Source organism: Brevibacterium sp. LAARM3_SD1, from assembly GCF_057364765.1.
In genome coordinates, this window is sequence record NZ_JBNFOL010000035.1 from 15,099 (window position 1) to 35,488 (window position 20,390).

15 protein-coding genes and 1 pseudogene are annotated in these 20,390 nt (G+C 65.9%); 10 read left to right on the forward strand and 6 right to left on the reverse strand.

What is annotated here, in order from left to right; translation table 11 throughout:
* Positions 1–400 precede the first annotated feature (400 nt).
* From AC2W7L_RS15955 to AC2W7L_RS15965, 3 genes are read right to left on the reverse strand one after another with little or no spacing between them, the layout of a single operon-like run.
* Positions 401–2,299: a hypothetical protein gene (locus AC2W7L_RS15955; protein ID WP_486005226.1), complete on the reverse strand. Its 1,899-nt coding sequence runs from the start codon at positions 2,297–2,299 to the stop codon at positions 401–403.
* Entirely contained in the window at positions 2,284–2,775 is a 492-nt protein-coding gene (locus tag AC2W7L_RS15960) for a hypothetical protein (protein ID WP_486005227.1), read from the reverse strand. Before AC2W7L_RS15960 ends, AC2W7L_RS15955 begins: the two co-directional genes overlap by 16 nt.
* On the reverse strand, positions 2,772–5,159 hold the full coding sequence (locus AC2W7L_RS15965) for a hypothetical protein (protein WP_486005228.1): 2,388 nt from the start codon (positions 5,157–5,159) through the stop codon (positions 2,772–2,774). The genes AC2W7L_RS15960 and AC2W7L_RS15965 overlap by 4 nt, the downstream gene beginning before the upstream one ends.
* A 317-nt stretch (positions 5,160–5,476) precedes the next feature.
* On the opposite strand from AC2W7L_RS15965, the gene rplM reads away from it, so the two are divergent.
* From rplM to AC2W7L_RS15990, 5 genes and pseudogenes are all read left to right on the forward strand, one after another.
* The gene (gene rplM / locus AC2W7L_RS15970; protein ID WP_092011710.1) at positions 5,477–5,920 is read left to right on the forward strand and encodes a 50S ribosomal protein L13; all 444 of its coding nucleotides are present in this window, start codon (positions 5,477–5,479) and stop codon (positions 5,918–5,920) included.
* A 32-nt stretch (positions 5,921–5,952) separates the two neighbouring features.
* Complete coding sequence (rpsI, locus tag AC2W7L_RS15975; protein WP_025779545.1) at positions 5,953–6,462, forward strand: 30S ribosomal protein S9; 510 nt, start codon at positions 5,953–5,955, stop codon at positions 6,460–6,462.
* Positions 6,463–6,951: 489 nt separating this feature from the next.
* Positions 6,952–8,303 (forward strand): annotated as a pseudogene (gene glmM / locus AC2W7L_RS15980) (phosphoglucosamine mutase).
* A 615-nt stretch (positions 8,304–8,918) separates the two neighbouring features.
* A complete protein-coding gene (locus AC2W7L_RS15985) occupies positions 8,919–9,437 on the forward strand; it encodes a hypothetical protein (RefSeq protein ID WP_486005229.1) in 519 nt (172 codons plus the stop codon).
* A 367-nt stretch (positions 9,438–9,804) separates the two neighbouring features.
* The gene (locus AC2W7L_RS15990) at positions 9,805–11,232 is read left to right on the forward strand and encodes an FAD-binding oxidoreductase (RefSeq protein ID WP_486005230.1); all 1,428 of its coding nucleotides are present in this window, start codon (positions 9,805–9,807) and stop codon (positions 11,230–11,232) included.
* Here AC2W7L_RS15990 and AC2W7L_RS15995 read toward each other — a convergent pair.
* Entirely contained in the window at positions 11,165–12,559 is a 1,395-nt protein-coding gene (locus tag AC2W7L_RS15995; protein WP_486005231.1) for an AfsR/SARP family transcriptional regulator, read from the reverse strand. The genes AC2W7L_RS15990 and AC2W7L_RS15995 overlap by 68 nt on opposite strands.
* Here AC2W7L_RS15995 and AC2W7L_RS16000 point away from each other — a divergent pair.
* Positions 12,441–13,067: a hypothetical protein gene (locus AC2W7L_RS16000; RefSeq protein ID WP_486005237.1), complete on the forward strand. Its 627-nt coding sequence runs from the start codon at positions 12,441–12,443 to the stop codon at positions 13,065–13,067. The two genes, AC2W7L_RS15995 and AC2W7L_RS16000, sit on opposite strands and share 119 nt — an antisense overlap.
* On the opposite strand, the gene AC2W7L_RS16005 is transcribed toward AC2W7L_RS16000, so the two are convergent.
* Together AC2W7L_RS16005 and coaA are read right to left on the reverse strand one after the other, a co-directional pair.
* Positions 13,012–14,874, reverse strand: a complete 1,863-nt coding sequence (locus AC2W7L_RS16005; RefSeq protein WP_486005232.1) for an ABC transporter ATP-binding protein — start codon at positions 14,872–14,874, stop codon at positions 13,012–13,014. The two genes, AC2W7L_RS16000 and AC2W7L_RS16005, sit on opposite strands and share 56 nt — an antisense overlap.
* A gap of 264 nt (positions 14,875–15,138) precedes the next feature.
* Positions 15,139–16,176: a type I pantothenate kinase gene (gene coaA / locus AC2W7L_RS16010; RefSeq protein WP_167198303.1), complete on the reverse strand. Its 1,038-nt coding sequence runs from the start codon at positions 16,174–16,176 to the stop codon at positions 15,139–15,141.
* A gap of 171 nt (positions 16,177–16,347) precedes the next feature.
* Here coaA and glmS point away from each other — a divergent pair, with 171 nt between their 5' ends.
* From glmS to AC2W7L_RS16030, 4 genes are all read left to right on the forward strand, one after another.
* On the forward strand, positions 16,348–18,222 hold the full coding sequence (gene glmS / locus AC2W7L_RS16015) for a glutamine--fructose-6-phosphate transaminase (isomerizing) (RefSeq protein WP_486005233.1): 1,875 nt from the start codon (positions 16,348–16,350) through the stop codon (positions 18,220–18,222).
* A 10-nt stretch (positions 18,223–18,232) separates the two neighbouring features.
* Positions 18,233–18,703: a holo-ACP synthase gene (locus AC2W7L_RS16020; RefSeq protein WP_486005234.1), complete on the forward strand. Its 471-nt coding sequence runs from the start codon at positions 18,233–18,235 to the stop codon at positions 18,701–18,703.
* Between the two features lie 84 nt (positions 18,704–18,787).
* Positions 18,788–20,098: a M20 metallopeptidase family protein gene (locus AC2W7L_RS16025; RefSeq protein ID WP_486005235.1), complete on the forward strand. Its 1,311-nt coding sequence runs from the start codon at positions 18,788–18,790 to the stop codon at positions 20,096–20,098.
* Positions 20,099–20,180: 82 nt separating this feature from the next.
* A partial coding sequence (locus tag AC2W7L_RS16030; protein WP_486005236.1) for an NAD(P)H-hydrate epimerase occupies positions 20,181–20,390 on the forward strand: 210 nt, incomplete at its 3' end.

The window sequence follows — 20,390 nt, forward strand, 5'->3', positions numbered from 1 at the left end:
GACGGCGGGGCCGGAGAGTTCTTCTCTCCGGCCCCGCCGTCGTTTCCAGACACTGTCCGGCCCCGCCATTGTGTGCACGGACCTTTGTCGCATTCGGAACTCTCGTGGAGGACCCATCACTCACCGATTGCTCTATCTCCGCCACGTAGTTGCATAGTGCACCGGTGCACAAGTGCGAATTGGCGCTGAGAGGGTGTTGTGCGAGAAAGCGGCGGGGACGCTGCTAACGGTGAGGGATGCGCTGGTGAAGGGCGTTTTCTGCAGAGCATCCGTCACCGTCAGCGTCATCTCCGCTAGCTAGTCGCAATGTGCACCGGTGTACGAGTGCAAAGTGCTGCTGCGGGGGCGTTCTGCAACGAGCGGGGGAAGTTGAGACTACCGGTGGCGGATGCCGGCTGTGTCAGGGGCGTGGGGACGAATCGGAGTCGTCTGCAGCTGTGACCTCTTCCACGCTAGTGCCGAAGGCGGGGGAGTTAGAGCCGCTGGTCAATTCGGCGTCTGCGGCTTCGCCGTCAGCCTCGGCTTCGGTACCTTCGCCGCCAGCTCGGTCAGCACCGCCGCCAGTACTGCCACCGGCGGACGCGGCCGGCGGGACCGGCGGGAGGCCGGCGCGGAAGGTCTCGAGGTGAGTGAGCACCGGGACGAGGAAGAGGATGCCGACGGCCGGCACCACGATGCCCGAGTCGTTGATGAGGGTGCCGACTCCCAGCAGGATCGCCAGGCTGATCATCGCAGCTCTCAGCAGCGGGATCCGCCGGTAGGTGTCCTGGAGTCCGTGCAGTCGGAAGCGCGCCGGATCGAGCGCCATCCAGAACACGCCGATGATGATGAGCGGCAGCACCAGAGTCATCCACGACTGAGTGAGGATGTCGATGTTCATCCCGATCTTGCGGGCCAGGACGCTGAGCGCCTGACCGCTGATGATCGTATCGAAGAACCGGCCGAAGTGCGTGCGCTGATCGGCCGGGCGCAGCCAGTCGAGGAACAGCACGGTCAGCATGACGAAACCGGCGATGCCCACCGTCAGGCCCAGGCGTTTGAGTGAGAACCGGATGCTCGCCGCGGCCAGTACGAGGTAGGCGACTCCGATGATGAGAGTCGGCACGGATCCGAATTTCGTGCCCAGACCGGGTGCGGCGAGGATGACGCAGGAGACGAGCACGGGAAGAGTGACGATGAGGACGCGATGCAGCGGATTGGTCACCAGGGACGCGAACCCGGCGACCGCCAACAGCAGCGCACAGCAGTACAGCGCCAGCGCCGAGTTCCCAATCCCATAGAACCGCGAGGCGATGAGCAGCGGCTCGCCCAACAGCGTCGACATCTGCAGCTGGGACCCGGTGACGACATCGTAGGCGAGCACGGCGACGGTCACCGTGGACACGAAGAGCACCGGCCCGAACTTATGCCGCCGCCAGGGGCCGAGCAGCCCGAGGACTCCGAGCAGCAGCGCCCACCCCGCCAGCGCACCGAGCATCGCGATGTCCGGGTTCGTCGCCCGCTCCCACGGCACAGTATTGACCAGGTACGTCGAGATCGGCATGGCCGCGAACACGACACCGAGGCGGTACGCCCCGGAATGGACGAGCTCCCTGTGGTTCTTCCGCATGAACCATGCCAGCGCCAGCAGCCCGACCATGAGCACGGCGACCACGGGGAAGAACCACGTCGACAGATCGTTCTGCGTCTTCACCGCCACCTGCCGGTCGAGCACGGCCTGATAGCGCGCCTGCCAATCGGACCCATGCGACCCGGAGGTCATCGGCGCCCCGGCCGCATTGTCCATCTCCTCGGCCCCGGACAGAGCCACAAGCGTCGGTGCCAGGTCGGGCACCTGCACCAGCCCCGGCTGCCGTGTCGACGAGGATGTGAGCAGTCCCGCCGGTTCGCCCGGTTCGACCATCATCGTCGCCTGCATCGACGATCCCTCATGCGCGCCGTCGGCGATCGAGGAGAACACCACGGGAACGCGACCCGCGCCGAGGCGGTTCGGCAGATCCGCACTCATCCACCCGGTCGATTCGAGGATGTCCCCGACCTGTGCATCGAGTTTCTTCAGCGAGTAGCCATCGGCGGCGGTATTGCCGAGATCGACGAGGGTGAGCTCACCGTCCGCGGCCGATCTCGCCACGTCCGCGCCGAGATCGGAGTCGACGGGCGACCAGTTCTCGACACGACCGGAGGGGGTGGCGGCGGCGATCGCGGCACCGTTGCCGAAGGCACGGATATCGGGCACCGCCTCGGCCAGCGCTCCGAGGGATGCATCGTAGTTGTCACCGCGGGCTACCTGCGCGTACACGTCCCAATCGGCGACCCAGCCGTCGAGCGGCGATGCTGGTTCGCGGCACTGATCGCGGGGCTCGTCGGCGGCGCGCGTCCGGATCCGAGCCCCAGCCAGCCGTCGACCGGGCAGCTTGTCGCGCGCACGCTGCGCGGCGTGATCGTCCCGATCTGCCCGCCCTTCATCATCACCCACAGATTCGGTGTGGTGCGCGGATCGAGGTCCTCGAAGCTGAACCCGGAGACGTTGATCGACACGACCCCGGGATTCGCCGAGGCGGCCCCGTCGTCATCGTCTCCCGCAGGCGAAGCTGCGTCGCCCGTCTCGGCTTCCGCCTGCACGTCGGCTCGTGCCGACGGCCCCGCAGCCAGGCCCGTGACAGATCCCGCGGCAGGGGCCGCCTGCCCGGCTTGGGGCAGACCGAGGACGAAGAGGGCGATGGCCAGAATCCCGAGGAGAACCCGGGTGGCCGGGGAGGTCACGGGGGCTCTCATCGGTGAGCCTCCTCGGCGTGTTCAGCACTGAGCGCCAACAGGAAGGGCAGGAGGACCATGGCGCCGGTCGAGGGGACGGCGACACCGGAATCGGTGAGCACGAGCCCGACGCCGAGCCCGGTGGCGGCGGCGAGGAAACCGAAGTGCAGATCGGAGTCCGCGAAGAGCTGGGGGAGGCGTCCCCGCCATTTGTTGACCAGGCGCCCGGTGCGGCTGCCGGCGTGGACGCGGGGGAAGTGGAGGAGGTAGCGGAGGAAGAGGAGGATCGCGATCACCGCGAGCGGGGTGACGATGGCCAGGGCCGGGTTGATCTGGATGATGTGGAGGTTCGCGCCGAGCTTGCGGCCGACGACCTGCAGGGCCTCACCGGTGACGATCTGGTCGAAGAACGTGCCGAAGTGTGAGCGTGCCCCGGCCGGGCGCAGCCAGTCGAGGAAGGCGATGCCGAGGAGGATCGCCAGCGACGCCACCCCGATGAGCGCAAGGCGCAGCAGGGTCAGACGGATCTTCGACAGCAGCGCGAGCAGGACCATGAGGCCGGCGAGGATGGCGATGGTGCCGCCGAACTTCGCACCCCAGGACGGGTTGCCGGAGACGAACACGGCCGCGAGGCCGATGACGATCGGCACGACGATCACGGCGCGGCGGTGGCCGCGCGTCCGCAGCCAGGACACCACGACACCCAAGAAGATGAAGAGGCTGACGATGAAGATCGCAGCACCTTGATTGCCGAGTCCGTAGTAGCGGCCGCCGACGATCGGGTTGTAGCCGAGCAGCGAGTTCGCCTGCAGGTGGGAGCCGGTGGCGAGATCGGTGGCGAGGATGAGCAGATTCGCCCCGGCCAGGGCGCCGACCCGCCCTCGCCAGGTCCGACCCCAGGGCGGGATGAGGGCGAGGACGAACAGAACGGCGGCCGCGCCGATGACCGAGAGGAACAGACCGAGCCCGGGTTCGGCCGTCCGCGACCAGGGGACGAGCCCGGCGAGGAACGCACCCATCGGCAGGGACGCGACGCCCAAGGACACCCAGCCGAGGAATCGGTGGACGTGGGGCGCACGGGTGGCGCCGCCTCGGCGACCGAGGATGGAGCGGTTGAGCAGAATCACGCACGCGAGGAAGAGGACGTAGAAGATGACGTCGAGGGTGATCGAGAACGTCGAGAGATTCTGATGGATCGTCGTCGACTTCTGCGCCTCGGCGACGAGATCGTCGATGCGCTGCTGCGGATCGTCATCGGTGGGAGTGGAGTCGAAGCCGACGGCGCGCGGGGAATCGACGTCGAGACCGTCGAGGATGCCCGGTGCCAGATCGGTGATCTGCAGCAGCCCCGGGGTGCGGGTCGTCGCCGAGGACAGGGATCCGGGTTCGAAGCCGGGACCTGCGGCGATGAGCGCGCGCAGCTGCGGCAGACCGGAGCTGTCGCCGAGGCCCGCGACGATGATCGTCGGATCGGCGGCTCCGTCCTTCGCGTTCTCCCGCACTTCCTGCAGACGCGCACCAAGGCGGCGGTCGGCTTCGGCGACGCGGGTCTCCCGGTCGAAATCCGGCGGAACGGTGTAGGAGTAGTTCGGGATCGGGTCGTACAGCCAGGAGCGGATGCCGATCGCCCCGAGGTCGACGACGCCGAGGCGGCAGTCCGTGGCGGTCGCATCGTCCGTGAAGTTCGTCACCACCCCGTCTTCGTTCGCTGTGGCATAGGCAGCGCCGGGTCCTTCGGCCGCGACGCAGGGCTCGAGCAGGGAGTCCGCATCGGCGGCGTCGGTGCCGGCGGGCACGTCGTCGCCGGCTGCGGCGACGGTCCGCGCGAGCATCCCGTAATCGACGGAGTATCCGGAGCCGATATTGGGTTCCTTGACCGCGTCGAAGCCCTCGATCTGAGCTCTCGTCGTTCCATCCACGGAATCGCCGTCATGAGCTTCATCACTCTTCGCAGCCTCCTTCGCCGAGGCGGCCCCGGAGTCCGTGGAATCGCGGTCGACGTCCGTGGTGGGGGCGATCATCGTCGGGCAGCGGGCCGGGTCGTCGGGATCGGCATCCTCTGCGGCGGGGGAGGGGCCGGCCTGCGCGCGGGCGCCTGCGCCGAAGGACAGCCAACCGGAAGCGGGGCAGGTGGCCGAGCCGATCGTGCGCACATTGAGGTTCGCGGCCGCGCCCTCGGAGAGCAGGCGGTAGAGGTTCGGGGTGCGCTCGCGATCGATATCATTGATGGTCAGACCCGGAATGCCGAAGACGACCGTCTGCCCGGCCGGGGGTCGTGACTCGTCCTCCGAGGCGGTCGTGCCGGATGTGGAGCCGTGTGAGGTCGAGCCCTCCGCTGCTTCCTGCGCCGAGGCGGGGACGAGTCCGAGGCCTGCCGTCAGGAGCCCGACCAGGAGACCCAGCATCAGGATTCTCAATGCGGGAAGTCGGAAGGGCAGGCTGGAGTGAGTCGGCACAGATCAATACTATCGGCTCGGGTTTCAGCTGGCCCTGAGACCGCTCTGGGCGTTTGCTCCCGGCCGGGGCAATGTATATTTGATTGTCGTTGTGTGTGCTTGTCGCACTCCCTTACATAGCCTCATGCGTTGCAGGCCCGTAGGTGAGGGGAATGCGTCGATAGGTTCACCCGATTGAAGACAACCAGCGCTTGAGACCCATTGGACTCACGACCCGATGAGGACCCGGCGCTGCACTGAACACAGATACGAAAAGAAGGCTACTTTTGCGTACGTACACAGCTAAGCCCGGTGACATTGAGCACCAGTGGCACGTCATTGACGCCACTGACCAGGTGCTCGGTCGCCTTGCTTCGCAGGTTGCACGCCTCCTGCGCGGCAAGCACAAGACCACGTTCACTCCGAACACCGACACCGGTGACTTCGTCATCATCATCAACGCCGACAAGGTCGCGCTGACAGGTGCGAAGCTCGAGAAGAAGCGCGCTTACCGCCACTCCGGTTACCCGGGCGGCCTCAAGAGCGTGAACTATGCCGAGCTCCTCGCCACCCACCCCGAGCGTGCAGTCGAGAAGGCTGTCGCCGGTATGGTCCCGAAGACTCGTCTCGGACGTGCCCAGATGCAGAAGCTGAAGGTCTATGCAGGTGCCGAGCACCCGCACGCCGCTCAGAATCCGCAGCCGTACGAACTCAGCCAGGTCGCGCAGTAAGCGCCTGAGCTCTAGACATCCCGAGGAGAACCGTGGCTGATACCACCAACGCGACAGAAACTGTCGAAGAAGAGATCACCGAATACACTTCCGAGACTCCCGCATCCGCTGGCCTGGGCGAAAGCACCGCCGGTGGACGTGGACAGTCCCTGACCGCTCCCGGCAACGGAGTCGGCCGCCGCAAGCAGGCAATTGCTCGCGTGCGCCTCGTCCCCGGCACCGGTGAGTGGACCATCAACGGACGTACTCTCGAAGAGTACTTCCCGAACAAGCTGCACCAGCAGCTCGTCAACGAGCCCTTCACCCTGCTGGACCTGGGCGGACGCTTCGACGTCATCGTCCGGATCTCCGGCGGTGGACCCTCCGGCCAGGCCGGCGCCGTCCGCCTGGGCGTGGCTCGTTCGCTCAACCAGATCGACGCGGAGTCCAACCGCGCCGAGCTGAAGAAGGCCGGATACCTCAGCCGCGATGCTCGCGTTCCTGAGCGCAAGAAGGCCGGTCTCAAGAAGGCCCGTAAGGCACCTCAGTTCTCGAAGCGCTGATCTTACTGGCGAACCGACTGCGGCTGGTCTGCCACTGAGTCGCAGTCATCGACAGTTCAGCTTCACGAACATGAGAATGCGGTCCCGAACCAGGTTCGGGGCCGCATTTCTCATATCCGGACTCGTCTCACACGGCCACTGACGTGGCCGGCGTTGCGCGCGACCGCGGCTGCGGTCGGGTGTGCCGCCTCGGCGCATAGTCCGTCGTTCATGCCTGAGCGCGAATATCGCATGGTGCACAGCACGATAAGTGCGCTCCGCCTTGAACGAACCGATCACCTTCCGCTCGTTCCCGTCGTTCAAGGCGAAGCACATATTTCGAGCTGGGCACGGCACGAAAAGCGCGCTCGGCCTTGAACGACACTCGCGACGCCGCGATCACAACGGTCGTGGCTGCGGCCGGCCGCTTCGGCGAGGGTGCCGACATCACGAGCGACACACAGCGGATCGACTAAGATCGACTCCGACATTGACGAAAGGATCTCCACTATGTCTCGACTCTTCGGCACCGACGGAGTACGCGGACTGGCCAATCGCGATATCTCGGCCAAACTAGCGCTCCAGCTCTCGGTCGCAGGTTCACGCGTGCTCAGCCGCGGCTGGACGGGTGAGAAGCGCCCCTTCGCCGTGGTCGGACGTGATACGCGCGTGTCCGGCGAATTCCTCTCCGCCGCACTGAGCGCCGGAATAGCCTCGACGGGAGTCGACGTCCTCGACGCGGGCATGCTGCCGACGCCGGGCATCGCCCAGGTCGTGAAAGACACCGGCGCCGCCTTCGGAGTCGTGATCTCCGCCTCCCACAACCCCATGCCCGACAACGGCATCAAGTTCTTCGCCGCCGGCGGGACGAAGCTCGACGACGCAGTCGAAGACGAGATCCTCGCGATCTTCGACCAGGACTGGGACCGTCCGACCGGCGCGGACGTCGGCCGCATCTCGCGCTACCCGGCCGCTGCCGACGAATACACCGAACACCTCGTGCGCTGCGTCGACGCCGACAATGTGCGCCCGCTGTCGGGACTCAAGGTCGTCGTCGACTGCGCCCACGGTGCGGCGTCCATCGTCGGACCCGCCGCACTGCGCCAGGCCGGAGCCGAAGTCATCGTCTCCGCCGCCGAACCCGACGGCTTCAACATCAACGACGGTGTGGGATGACCCACCTCGGACCGCTGCAGCGCCTCGTCGTCGAGACCCAGTCCGATCTGGGCGTGGCTTTCGACGGTGACGCTGACCGCTGCCTGGCCGTGGATTCGCTGGGGCGGGTCGTCAATGGTGACCAGGTCATGGGCATCCTGGCGATCGGGCTCAAGGAGCTCGGTGAACTGCGCGGCAACACCCTCGTCACGACCGTCATGTCGAACCTGGGTCTGAAGCAGGCGATGGACAAATACGGCATCGAGACCGTGCAGACCGCTGTCGGCGACCGGTATGTGCTCGAGCGGATGCTCGCCGACGGGTATGCGCTCGGCGGGGAGCAGTCCGGACACGTGCTCATGCTCGATCACGGCACCACCGGCGACGGAGTGCAGACCGCCCTGCATCTGATGAAGCGGATGGCCGATGCCAAGCGCACCCTGGCCGACCTCGCCGCGGAGATCCCGCAGCTGCCGCAGGCGCTCGTCAACGTCAAGGGCGTGGACAAGAACAACGTCGATCACCCGCAGGTCGCCGCCGAGGTGGCCGCTGTCGAGGCCGAACTCGCCGACACCGGTCGCGTGCTGATGCGCGCCTCGGGCACCGAGCCGCTCATCCGCGTGATGGTCGAAGCCGCCACCGAGGATGCCGCCACCGCCCAGGCCGAGCGCCTGGCCGCGTCAGTCAAGGAACACCTCGCGCTGTAACGACTCTCCGGTCTCAATCAACGCGAAACGCGAAAAAGTCGTCACTAGTGACGACTTTTTCGCGTTTCGCGTTGACTGAGCCTGTGGAACTGAGTCGGCCGTTATCCACAGGCCCGGTAGTGACCGTTGTGGTCGGCCACCCAGCTCCGGAACGCTTGAGGGATGTTCGCGTGTCTGACTTCCGCAGAACTCAGCGCGGCCGGATTGAGTTCCCACCAGCTGCGAATAGCTGAGCGTTGCTGTCTGAGAAGAGTCCGACGGGGCGTCTACGTTGTGACATCGGTCTGCGCCGAACCGACACATCGATTCATCGCCGCTGTTGGTGCAGGGCCGGGGACGACTCTGCCGTGTGAATCGGCAGGGACTATGAAGCGCGATGAGGATCTGCGCATCCTCGTACGATCCTATGTCGATGATTGTCCCGAAGGAGCAGCGTTCTCTCACCGCAGCGCCCTGATCATTCACGGCTTGCCGATCCCGTATTTCGAGAACGGTGCACCTCTTTGCGCAGAGTTCGTCCATCCGGAGGTCGGAGTGCGGCGTTCATTCGTCCACATCAGGAAGAGGCCGCTCGAGGGAAGCACTGAGGTCGTCAACGACTTTCGAGTCACCACCTTGCCTCAGACACTTCTGGACGTCGCCCGTGACTACCCACTGGCGTTCTCCGTCGCAGCTGTGGACGCAGCGCTTCGTAGAAATCTCATCTCGGTTCGAGAATTCGCAGACTACTGTGCTCACAATCCGGTGAGAACGCGGCAAGGTCGCATTGATGCAGTCATCGCGAATGCTGACGCGCGACGGGAATCCGTGGCCGAATCGATCACTGCAGTCCGATTCGTCGAATACTCGATTGCGGGTTTCGAGCCGCAGGTAGTCATTCGAGATGAGAGAGGGGATTTCGTCGCGCGGACCGACTTCGCCAATCCGAAGGCGCGCGTCGTCGCTGAATTCGACGGGGCCGGGAAGTACTACCTCGACGGTGCCGACCCGAAACGTGCCTTCGAGCTTGAGCGTCGCAGGGAGTATTCCCTGCGCAATCTTGGCATTCAGGTCTTCAGGATCACTTGGAGGGACCTTTTCAGAGGCGACCTCTTCCTGCGGATCAAGGACAGCGTCAAACGACGCAGCGGATGAACGGTCTCAGGCGGGAAACCTGCGGACCTCCGTGGGGTGGTGACGAGCCTGAGAGCAGAGCTGCGGGGGAGGGAAGTGATGGTGCTCAGTCAGTCGATGTGCAGCAGGCCCCCGCCAGGCAACGCGAAGCTCGGAAAAGTTGTCACTGGCGACGACTCTTTCGCGTTTCGCGTTGACTTAGGGGCGGGCCGGGCGGAAGAAACATCCGGAGCAGCTTCGGCAACCGATCGGCATCACGCAAACCCCGTTGAGAGCGCAGACGTAAGTGCGATGTAAGCGTCGTTTGGGAGCATCGAGGCATCCGACGGCGGATCAGAGTCGACTGTCGTCGGACGAGAACCTCATCTCTTCCAACGATCGGAGATCCATGACTCTGCAATCACACACGGTCCTCAGCGATGCCAGTCGTGAGGAAAATGTCGATTCTGCGGCCCGCCTGGCTGCGATGGTGGGTTCGACCGTGATCCACCTGCCGGGCGACCCGGGCTATGACGAGGCGCGGACGCTGTGGAACACCGCCGTCGATCTGCGCCCCGTCGCGGTCGCCGAACCGACCACTGCCGCCGAGGTGTCTGCCGTCGTCACAGCCTCCAGCCAGCTCGGGTTCCAGATCGCACCGGTGAGCACCGGCCACAACGCCGTCCCGCTCGTCCAGCACGACCTCGCTTCGACCGTTCTGGTCAAGCTCTCCGCCATGAACGGGATCGAGATCAACCCCTCGATGGCCATGGCGAGAGTCCAGGGCGGTGCGCTGTGGGGTGATGTCACCGAGGCGGCCGGCCGTCACGGACTGGCCTGCCTGCACGGATCGTCGCCCGACGTCGGCGTGGGCGGGTACTTGCTGGGTGGGGGAATATTCCTCTACGCACGCCGATTGGGCATGGCCACCAGCAGCCTCACCGCCGTGGAGATCGTCCTCGCCGATGGCGAACTCATCCGCGCCGACCACACCCAGCACCAGTCGCTGTTCTGGGCGCTGCGCGGTGGCGGCGGCAACTTCGGCATCGTCACCGCCTTCGAATTCTCCCTCTACCCGCTGGAGACAGTGCACGCGGGAATGATGGTCTGGGACATCGACGACGCCGCTCGAGTGCTGCGGGCCTGGGCCGAATGGGCTCCGACCGCGCCGCATGAGATCACGACGACGATGCGCATCCTCAACCTCCCGGACGCACCGGGCATCCCCGAAGCCGTGGCAGGTCGACCCGTCGTCTGCATGGACGGAGCCGTGCTGTCCGACAGGAAGCGCGCGAGACGGGTGCTAGCGCCGCTGCGGGACCTGTCCCCGCAGGTCGACACCTTCGCCCAGGTGCCGCCGAGTTCGATCACCCGGCTCCACATGGACCCGGAAGGGCCGACCCCGGTCACCGGAGACACTGCCCTGTTGGGGCGGCTGACGGATGAAGCCGTCGATGCGTTCCTGGCTCAAGTCGGTGCCGGAACGGAGCACTCCCTGCTCTCGGCCGAACTGCGACAGCTCGGCGGTGCCCTGGCCAGGAAGCACCCCGACGGCGGAGCACTCAGCCGGATGGACGGAAGCTTCCTGCTCTTCGGTGCGGCGATCGCCGACACCCCTGAGAACGAAGCTCGGGGCAAGGAAGATGCGACCGACCTGGTTCGGACCATGACACCGTGGAGCACCGGACGTCAGTATCTCAACTTCGCCGAGGAGCCCGTCGACGTCGGAGACAACTTCGGGGAACGCGAGTGGCTGACACTGACCCGGGTCAAGAGCGCATACGATCCGGAGAACGTGTTCGCCGCGAACCATCCCGTGCCACCTGCCCAGCCGTGAGCGTCACACCATCACCCGGGACACTCTCGACCGGGAACGGCGTGGGGAAGTCGATGCGACGGTAGAAGGACTTCGCTTCCTGCCGGTGGCGGAGAGCAACGGAGGCGTTCCCCATCTGCTCTTCCGCCTCGGCGAGGCGTGCGGCTGCCTTTCCGGCGAACAGCCAGCAGCCGGACGACTGGGCGAGTTCGAGGCCCGCTCGCGAGTGCACGATCGCCGTCTTCGGTCTGCCCCACAGAAGCTGTGCCTTCGCCATCGACGCATGGGCGCTGGCCGCCAGCGGGAAGCGCATGTCCTCGTGGGCGAACCGGAGGGCGGTTCGGTACCAATCGAAGCATGCGGCATCGCCGTCATCACGGATCGAGCAGGCCACATCGAGCAGGACCGGACCCACGTCGGACTCGGCGCCATCACTTCGAGCAAGGTTCCAGGCCGTGAGTGCTCCGACGACTGCGTCGCGATGCCGACCGGTTCGCCGGTCGATCTGGCTGCGGGTGCGCCACCACATGACCTGGCGTGCCTTGGGCCCGGTCGGTTCGCCGACAGCCGACAGAGCGTCCTCGGCCCGGCGCAGGCGAGACATATGGGCGAGGACAAGGGCACGGATGATGTGGAGCATCGCATCGGTTCCCGTCGTCCGCTGGTCGAGTCTCGACGCTTCACCGAGGAGTCGCAGGGCACGGCGGAGGTCTCCTGTCAGTGCCATGACGGCCACCATGTCGCGGAGGAGGATCGCACACAGGTTCTCGTGTCCCAGCCCGGAATGGAGAACTTCCAAACGTTCCAACAGCGACAGTGCTTCGCTGTGGCGGCCCTTCGCCATGAGGATATAGGCGAGTTCGCGGCGCAGCACCGATCCGCGCATCGTCGGATCCGCCTCGTCCTCGGTGCCGGGAGTGAGATCGCCAGCAGGGTCGACGACGGCGAGGTCGGACCGGATCTCCTCTTCACGATTGCGGAAGAGTGTTCGCTGAGTGTGGAGCAGGTCCGGACTCGGATCGAGTCCCAGTTCCCTAAGCGCCCGGTGCACTTCGACGAATGCTCCTGGCAGTTCCGTGTCCTGCCCGGTCTGCTGCAGGGCAGAGAGTCTGAGGACGTGAGCGTGTTCGTTCTCCGGGTGTTCGTGCGTCAGGCGAGTGAGCAGCCTGAGTGCCGTGCTCCCGTCGCCGAACTCCAAATGGAACTCGGCACACCTCTCCGAATTCGGTGTGCAGATCGCGAAGCTCGGACTGCCAGTCCGCCGTGCCGGGCAGATCGACGTCGGGAAACGGCTCGCCGCCCCATTCGGCAGCAGCCGCTTCGAGGCAGCGCAGCGTTTCGAGATCATGGTCGGGCATATCCTCGGCAAGGGCGGTCCGGGCACTGTGCTCGAAGCGCCATGCGTCGACGGAATGCTGGTCCAGATCGAGTCTGTAGCCGTTCGGAGAACTGAGCAGAACGCCGGTTGCCAGCTGTTTGCGCAGACGGTGGATCTGGACGTGCAGGCGAGTGGCGACACGGTCGGACCACTCGTCCGGCCAGAGTGCTTCGACGATGAGCGATGCCGGCGTCCAGGTTCGGAGCCGGAGAACCAACAGAGACAGAAGGGCTCGCTGCGTGCGTCCCTGTATCCCGTGGGCCACACCATCATGGAGAATCTCCACGCGCCCCATTACGCGCAATTCCATCCGGCCATCGTAGAGTCTCGCGAGATCTGGTGGAATACCTCGACGAACCTCACGAACATCCCGGCCGCTTGCGGTGCCTACTGGTCCGTCAGCCGCGACAGGATCGAGTCCGTCAGCTCGAGGCGAACTGAGTGGCGTAGAGCTCGGCGTAGCGACCGCCGCTGCTGAAAAGCTCCTCGTGGGTGCCCTTCTCGACGATGCGACCGGCTTCGACGACGAGGATCGTGTCGGCCTGCCGGATCGTCGACAGACGGTGCGCGATGACCAGGGCCGTCCGTCCGTGCATCGCCTGGGCCAGGGCCCGCTGGATCGCAGCCTCATTCGTCGAATCCAACGCCGAGGTGGCCTCATCGAGCACGACGATCTCCGGGGAGGCCAGCAGCATCCGCGCGATGGTCAGCCGCTGACGTTCGCCTCCGGAGAGCCGGTACCCGCGCTCGCCGACGACCGTGTCCAGCCCATCGGGCAGAGCCTCGATGACGCCTCGCAGCTGCGCTCGGTCGATCGCGTCGAGCATCTGCTCCTCGGTGGCATCGGGACTGACGAGCTGGAGGTTGGCGCGGATCGATTCGTGGAAGACGTGGCCATCCTGGGTGACGACGCCGACGGCTTCGCGCAGATCGGCGAACGACAGATCGCGGACATCGACTCCACCGATGGTGATCGTGCCGCCCGTGACGTCATAGAGCCGCGGCAGAAGTGACGCGATCGTCGACTTGCCCGCACCCGAGGAACCGACGAGGGCAACGGTGTGCCCGGCGGGAATGGAGAAGCTCAGGTCATGGAGAACCTGATCGCCGCCGCGGGTGTCGAGAACTGAGACGTCCTCGAGGCTGGCCAGACTGACCTGCGAGGCGCTGGGGTAGGCGAAGTCGACGTGATCGAACGTCACATCCAGCCCTCCGTCGGGCAGGTCCTTCGGCAGCGAAGGTTCCTTGAAGTACGGCACGAGGTCGAGGATCTCGAATACACGCTGGAACGACACGACCGCGCTCTGGATGTCCAGGCGTGCATTGGCGAGCATCGTCAGCGGCGTGTAGAGCCGGGTCAGCAGCAGGGCCAAGGTCACGACCTGGCCGGCGTTGAGGTTTCCGAGGACCGCCTGTGCACCACCGACGCCGTAGACCAGCGCCAGCGCCAGCGCAGAGACGAGAGTCAGGGAGGAGACGAACGTCGACTGCAGCATCGCGACCTTGACCCCGATATCGCGGACCTGACCGGCGCGATCGGCGAACTCCTCGTTCTCCTTGCGGGGATTGCCGAAGAGCTTGATCAGTGTGGCACCGGCTGCGGAGAAACGCTCCGTCATCCTCGTCGACATGTCGGCCGAGTTGTTCGCGGCCTCGAACTGCAGCGACGCGAGCTTTCCGCTGAGCATGCGGGTGGGGACGATGAACAGGGGCAGAAGGAGGACCGACATCACGGTCACCTGCCAGGAGATCGTGACCATGACGCCGACGGTCAGTGCCAGCGAGACGAAGTTCGACACGATTCCCGACAGGGTGTTCGAAAACGCCCGCTGCGCACCGATGACATCCGTGTTCAGACGGGAGACCAGAGCGCCGGTGCGGGTGCGGTTGAAGAACGCGATCGGCATCGACTGCACATGGTCGTAGACGGCTGTGCGCAGATCGAAGATGAGTCCTTCGCCGATCCGTGAGGACAGGTATCGGTTCGTGATCGAGATGGCCGCATCGGCGATGGCCAAGCCGCCGATGGCCACGGCCAGCCACACCACGGTGGAGACGGGGCCGCCGCCGGTGATCGCGTTGACGACGTCGCCGGCGAGCACCGGGTTGAGCACGCCGATGGCGGCGGTGAGGACGGAGAGGACGAGGAAGACGATGAGCTTGCGCTTGTGCCTGCCCGCGTAGCCGGCGATCCTCTTGTAGATGCCCGGCTGAATGGTCGTCTGCGGGGTCTTCTTGTTCTTGACCGTCGAGTACATCAGACGATGCGCGGAGGGCATACTCATAACGGGGTCCCTTTCTGCTGCCGAATCGACCGCTCGGGCGCGAGCCGCATCCACGTGGATGCGAGGTCCGCATCCGCACAGATGCGCCAGGTTCTCGCCGATGCAGGGATCGCCCGCATCCGGTCGCCGTCGTGGGCAGGTCGCCCTCCGCCGGTGAAGTCTTCGTGCACACGGTGCAACCGCACCGGCGGCGAAACTATTTCCTCACCGCCCGGCGACTCCCGTCACACGCCCCAAAAACAGCCCCCAAGCAGCCAACCCGGCTCACAGCTTGCGCAGCTGCACCTTCCGGATGGTGTGATCGGAGGACTTGTGGAGCACGAGGTCGGCTCGACCGCGGCTGGGCTGGACGTTCTCGCGCAGGTTCGGGAAGTTGATGGAGTCCCAGATCTCCGTGGCCAGGGTGATCGCTTCGTCGTCGTCGAGCTGCGAGTAGCGGTGGAAGTACGAGTCCTCGTCCTGGAACGCACCGTGCTTGAGTTTGAGGAACCGCGAGATGTACCACTGGCGGATATCGCGGGAGCGCGCATCGACGTAGACGGAGAAGTCGAAGTAGTCGCTGATGGCCAAGCCCACGGTTCCGTCCTGACGGGGACGGGCGGGTTGGAGGACGTTGAGTCCTTCGACGATGAGGACGTCGGGGGAGCGCACGACCACCTCGGCGCCGGGAACGATGTCATAGGTGTGGTGCGAGTACACCGGCGCGCGGACCTCGGGCGCTCCGGATTTCACGGCGGAGATGAACTTGAGCAGCTTGCGGCGGTCGTAGGATTCGGGGAATCCCTTCCGCCCGTTGAGGCGGCGGCGATCGAGCTCGGCATTGGGGTAGAGGAACCCGTCGGTGGTGATGAGCTCGACACGCGGAGTGTCGGGCCAGCGGGCGAGCAGCTCACGCAGAACACGCGCCGTCGTCGACTTGCCCACAGCCACCGATCCGGCCACGCCGATGACGAACGGCGTGCGCTTGGCATCCTGAGGTTCCAGCCCCTGATCGTGGAGGGGAGAGAAGAATTCCCTGGTCAGATCGTGTTTCGCGCGTCGCGCGGCGACGTAGAGGTTGAGCAGTCGTGACAGGGGCAGGTAGACCTGGGAGACCTCATCGAGGTTGATCCGATCGCCGAGGCCGCGCAGCCGTTCGATATCGCGCTGCTTCAGCGGCAGCGGCGTGGCCTGGGCGAGAGTGCCCCACACTTCCCGGTCGAACTCCCAGAACGGTGACGTCGTGTCCGGCTCGCTGCGCCGGGCGGTATTGAGGCCGGCGAGTCTGCGTGCACGGTCCAACTGAGGGTCGACATGGCTCATTCCTCCATTGTGTCATGCGTCATGTTCGCCGCCCGCGCCAGGTCGGACACCGGACTCACCCTCACCGAGGCGGTCCCACCGTGCCCGCGTGCGCGTGCAGTTCGTCACGTTGATCCCATCGTGACTCGCCGAAATACACGAGATCGGCTATCAGCGCGTAAAATCTCCCTCATGTGTGGAATCGTTGGCTATGTATCCAAGGCCCCCGTTGACAATGCCGATCACTCGGCGCTCGATGTCGTGCTCGGCGGCCTGAAGAGACTCGAATACCGCGGCTACGACTCGGCCGGAGTGGCGCTCGTGACCGAAGACGGTCAGCTCGCCTCGGCGAAGAAGGCCGGAAAGTTCTCCGCCCTGACCGAGGAGATCGAGGCCAACCCGCTGCCGGCGGCGCAGACCGGAATCGGCCACACCCGCTGGGCCACCCACGGCGGACCCACCGACGTCAACGCCCACCCGCACCTGGCCGACGGCGGCAAGCTCGCGCTCATCCACAACGGGATCATCGAGAACTTCGCCCACCTGAAGAAGGACCTCGTCGCCGAGGGCGTCGAGTTCCACTCCGAGACCGACACCGAGGTGGCCGCCGCCCAGCTCGCGAAGAACTACAAGGCGACCGGCGACCTCACCGCCGCGATGCGCAAGACTGCCGATGAGCTCGAGGGTGCGTTCACCCTGCTCGCCGTCCACGCCGATGCTCCCGGCCAGGTCGTCGCCGCCCGCCGGAACTCGCCGCTGGTCATCGGCCTCGGTGAGGGCGAGAACTTCCTCGGCTCCGATGTCGCCGCGTTCATCGACTACACCCGCACGGCCGTCGAGATCGGCCAGGACGAGGTCGTGACGATCACGCCGGAGACGGTCACGATCACGGATACGCAGGGCAACCCCGTCGAAGGTGAGCAGTTCGAGGTCGACTGGGACACCGCCTCGGCGGAGAAGGGCGGCTTCGCGTCTTTCATGGACAAGGAGATCCACGATCAGCCGCAGGCCGTGGCCGACACGCTGCTCGGCCGCCTCGACACCGAGGGCCGTCTGACGCTCGACGAGATGCACATCGACGAGAACGTGCTCAAGTCCGTGGACAAGATCGTCGTCATCGCCTGCGGCACCGCCGCGTACGCCGGTCAGGTCGCGAAGTACGCGATCGAGCACTGGTGCCGCATCCCCACCGAGGTGGAGCTGGCCCACGAATTCCGCTACCGGGATCCGGTGGTCACGGAGAAGACGCTCGTCGTGGCGATCTCGCAGTCGGGGGAGACCATGGACACGATCATGGCCGTGCGCCACGCACGTCAGCAGGGTGCGAAGGTCATCGCGATCTGCAACACCTTCGGCTCGACGATTCCGCGCGAATCCGATGCTGCGCTCTACACCCACGCCGGTCCGGAGATCGCCGTGGCCTCGACGAAGGCATTCCTGTCGCAGGTCGTCGCCTGCTACCTGCTCGGCCTCTATCTCGCCCAGCTCCGGGGCAACAAGTTCCGCGACGAGATCGCATCGATCCTCGCCGAGCTGCAGTCGATCCCTGCGAAGATCCAGCACATCCTCGATGAGACGAAGTCGCAGGTCCTCGCCCTGGCCGACCGCAACCAGGAAGCCGGTTCGGTGCTGTTCCTCGGCCGTCATGTCGGCTACCCGGTGGCGATGGAGGGCGCGCTCAAGCTCAAGGAGCTCGCGTACATCCACGCCGAGGGCTTCGCCGCCGGTGAGCTCAAGCACGGACCGATCGCGCTCATCGACGACGGTCAGCTCGTCATCATCGTCGTGCCGTCGAAGCGCGGTCGCGATTCGCTGCATGCGAAGGTCATTTCGAACATCCAGGAAGTCCGCGCCCGCGGTGCGAACACCGTCGTCATCGCCGAGGAAGGCGACGAAGAGGTCGACCAGTTCGCCTCCGAGGTCATCTTCGTCCCCGAGACGACGACGCTCATGGCGCCGCTGCTGACGACCGTTCCGCTGCAGATCTTCGCGATGGAGCTGGCCACGGCCAAGGGCCTCGACGTCGACCAGCCGCGCAACCTCGCGAAGTCGGTCACGGTCGAGTAAGGACGCGAGCATGGCGATCTTGGGAATCGGCACCGATATTGCCGACGTGCCGCGCTTCGCCGATCACATCGAGCGGGTGCCCGAGCTCCTCGACCGTCTGCTCACCCCGGGTGAGCAGCTCAAACGCAACGGCAAACGCCGGACGGACGCCTCCTTGGCGGCGCGGTTCTCCGCGAAGGAGGCGCTGAAGAAGGCGATCGGCTTTCCCGGATGGCTGCCCTGGCAGTCCGCCGAGGTGGTCCCCGCCTTATCCGGTGCGCCGAGTTTCCGTCTGCGCGGGCTCGTCCTCGAGCACTTCCGTGCCATCGGCGGGACGAACATCCACCTGTCGATCACCCACGATGCGCACCTGACGATGACGTTCGTCATCGCCGAGGGGGAGGGGCTGTCGCTGAGCCCCGGCATCGAGGGAGCCGCCGAGCACTTCACCCATTCGATGTACGGGAAGGGCGCCCGACTCGGCGAGATGCCGGAACGCTGATCGACCAGACGGTCGGGGTTCCACGTCGGCGAACAGGGCCGATATCGCGGAAGCGGGAATCGACGGTGGTAATAGACTCAGGGCATGAGCTCACTTCCCAACGACGCCGCCATTGACTCCGCCGACGCCGTCACTCCCGCGATCCCGACCCCCGCCGAGGCGGCCACCGCCGTGCACCTGCCCACCGCCGATGACGCGAACGACATCGCACCCGGCCTGGTCACCCTGCGCCGGGCCCTGCACGAGAACGTCGAGGTCGGACTCGACCTGCCGGTGACGCAGAAACTCGTCCTCGACGCCATCGAAGGCCTCGACGTCGAAGTCACAACAGGGGAGGGGCTGTCCTCGATCGTCGTCGTCCTGCGCGGCGGCGCCCGGAAGACCGACTCGACCGGAGCCGTGCCCGCCGTCCTCCTGCGCGGTGACATGGACGGACTGCCCGTCACCGAAGCGACCGGATTCGACTTCGCGGCCACCTCGGGGAGGATGCACGCCTGCGGCCACGACCTGCACACCGCCGGCCTCGTCGGCGCCCTCAAACTCCTCCATCGCGACCGCGACTCCCTGCCCGGCGATGTCGTGTTCATGTTCCAACCCGGCGAAGAAGGCTATGACGGGGCCGGGAAGATGATCGACGAAGGCGTCCTCGACGCCGCCGGTCCCCGCGTCAAGGCCGCATTCGGCATCCACGTCTCCGCCGACGCCGACCTCGGCGTCGCGAGCTCCCGCCCCGGGCCGTACATGGCGGCGTTCTCGAAGATGACGATCACCGTGAACGGCAAGGGCACGCACGCCTCCCGCCCGGCCACCGGCAAGGACCCCATCCAGGTCGGCGCCATGCTCGTGGGCCAGCTGCAGGAGTACGTCACCCGCCGCTTCGACATCTTCGACCCCCTCGTCGTCACCGTCGGCCAGTTCAACGGCGGCACCGCCCCCAACGTCGTCCCCGACTTCGCGACCTTGGTCGTCAGTGTGCGCACGTTCTCCGAGGCAGTGACCTCCCACGCCGAGGTAGAGCTGCCTCAGCTCGTCCGTGACCTCGTCGCCGCCCACGGTCTGTCCGCCGAGGTCGAATACGAACAGATCCTGCCCCCGACGATCAACAACGACGCCGAGGCCGAGTTCTTCCTCTCCACGTTTACCGACCTCTTCGGTGAGGAGCGGACCGTGCGCAAGGCGAATCCGCTGCCCGGTTCGGAGGACTTCTCCCGCGTCCTCGATGCCGTGCCCGGAGCCTATGGGCACTTCGGAGTCGCGTGGCCGAACCTGCCGGTCGAAGAACGCGAAGCCAACCATTCCCCGCGCGCCACCCACAGCGACGACGGGCTGGCCGACCAGGCTCTGTTCCTCGCGCATCTGGCCGGGCGCCGGCTGGCGCAATTGGCCGAGGGCTGATCCGCCCGACCCTGGCACGTGTGCGTGAGAAGGCATACGGTGCAATGAGGAATCGAATCGTGACGATGTGCAGGAGCAGTCGATGAGTGTGTTCGCCTACCCGAGCGAGACCATCAGGGAGGCCGAGAAGCCGCTGCTCGAGGCCGGCATCCCGCTCATGGCCCGAGCGGCCCGAGCACTGGCGAACAGTGCGGCCGCCATGATGAAGTCCGACCGCGGACAGGTCACCGGCACCCGTGTGTGCGTCCTCGCCGGGCCCGGCAACAACGCCGGAGATGCCCTCTTCGCCGCG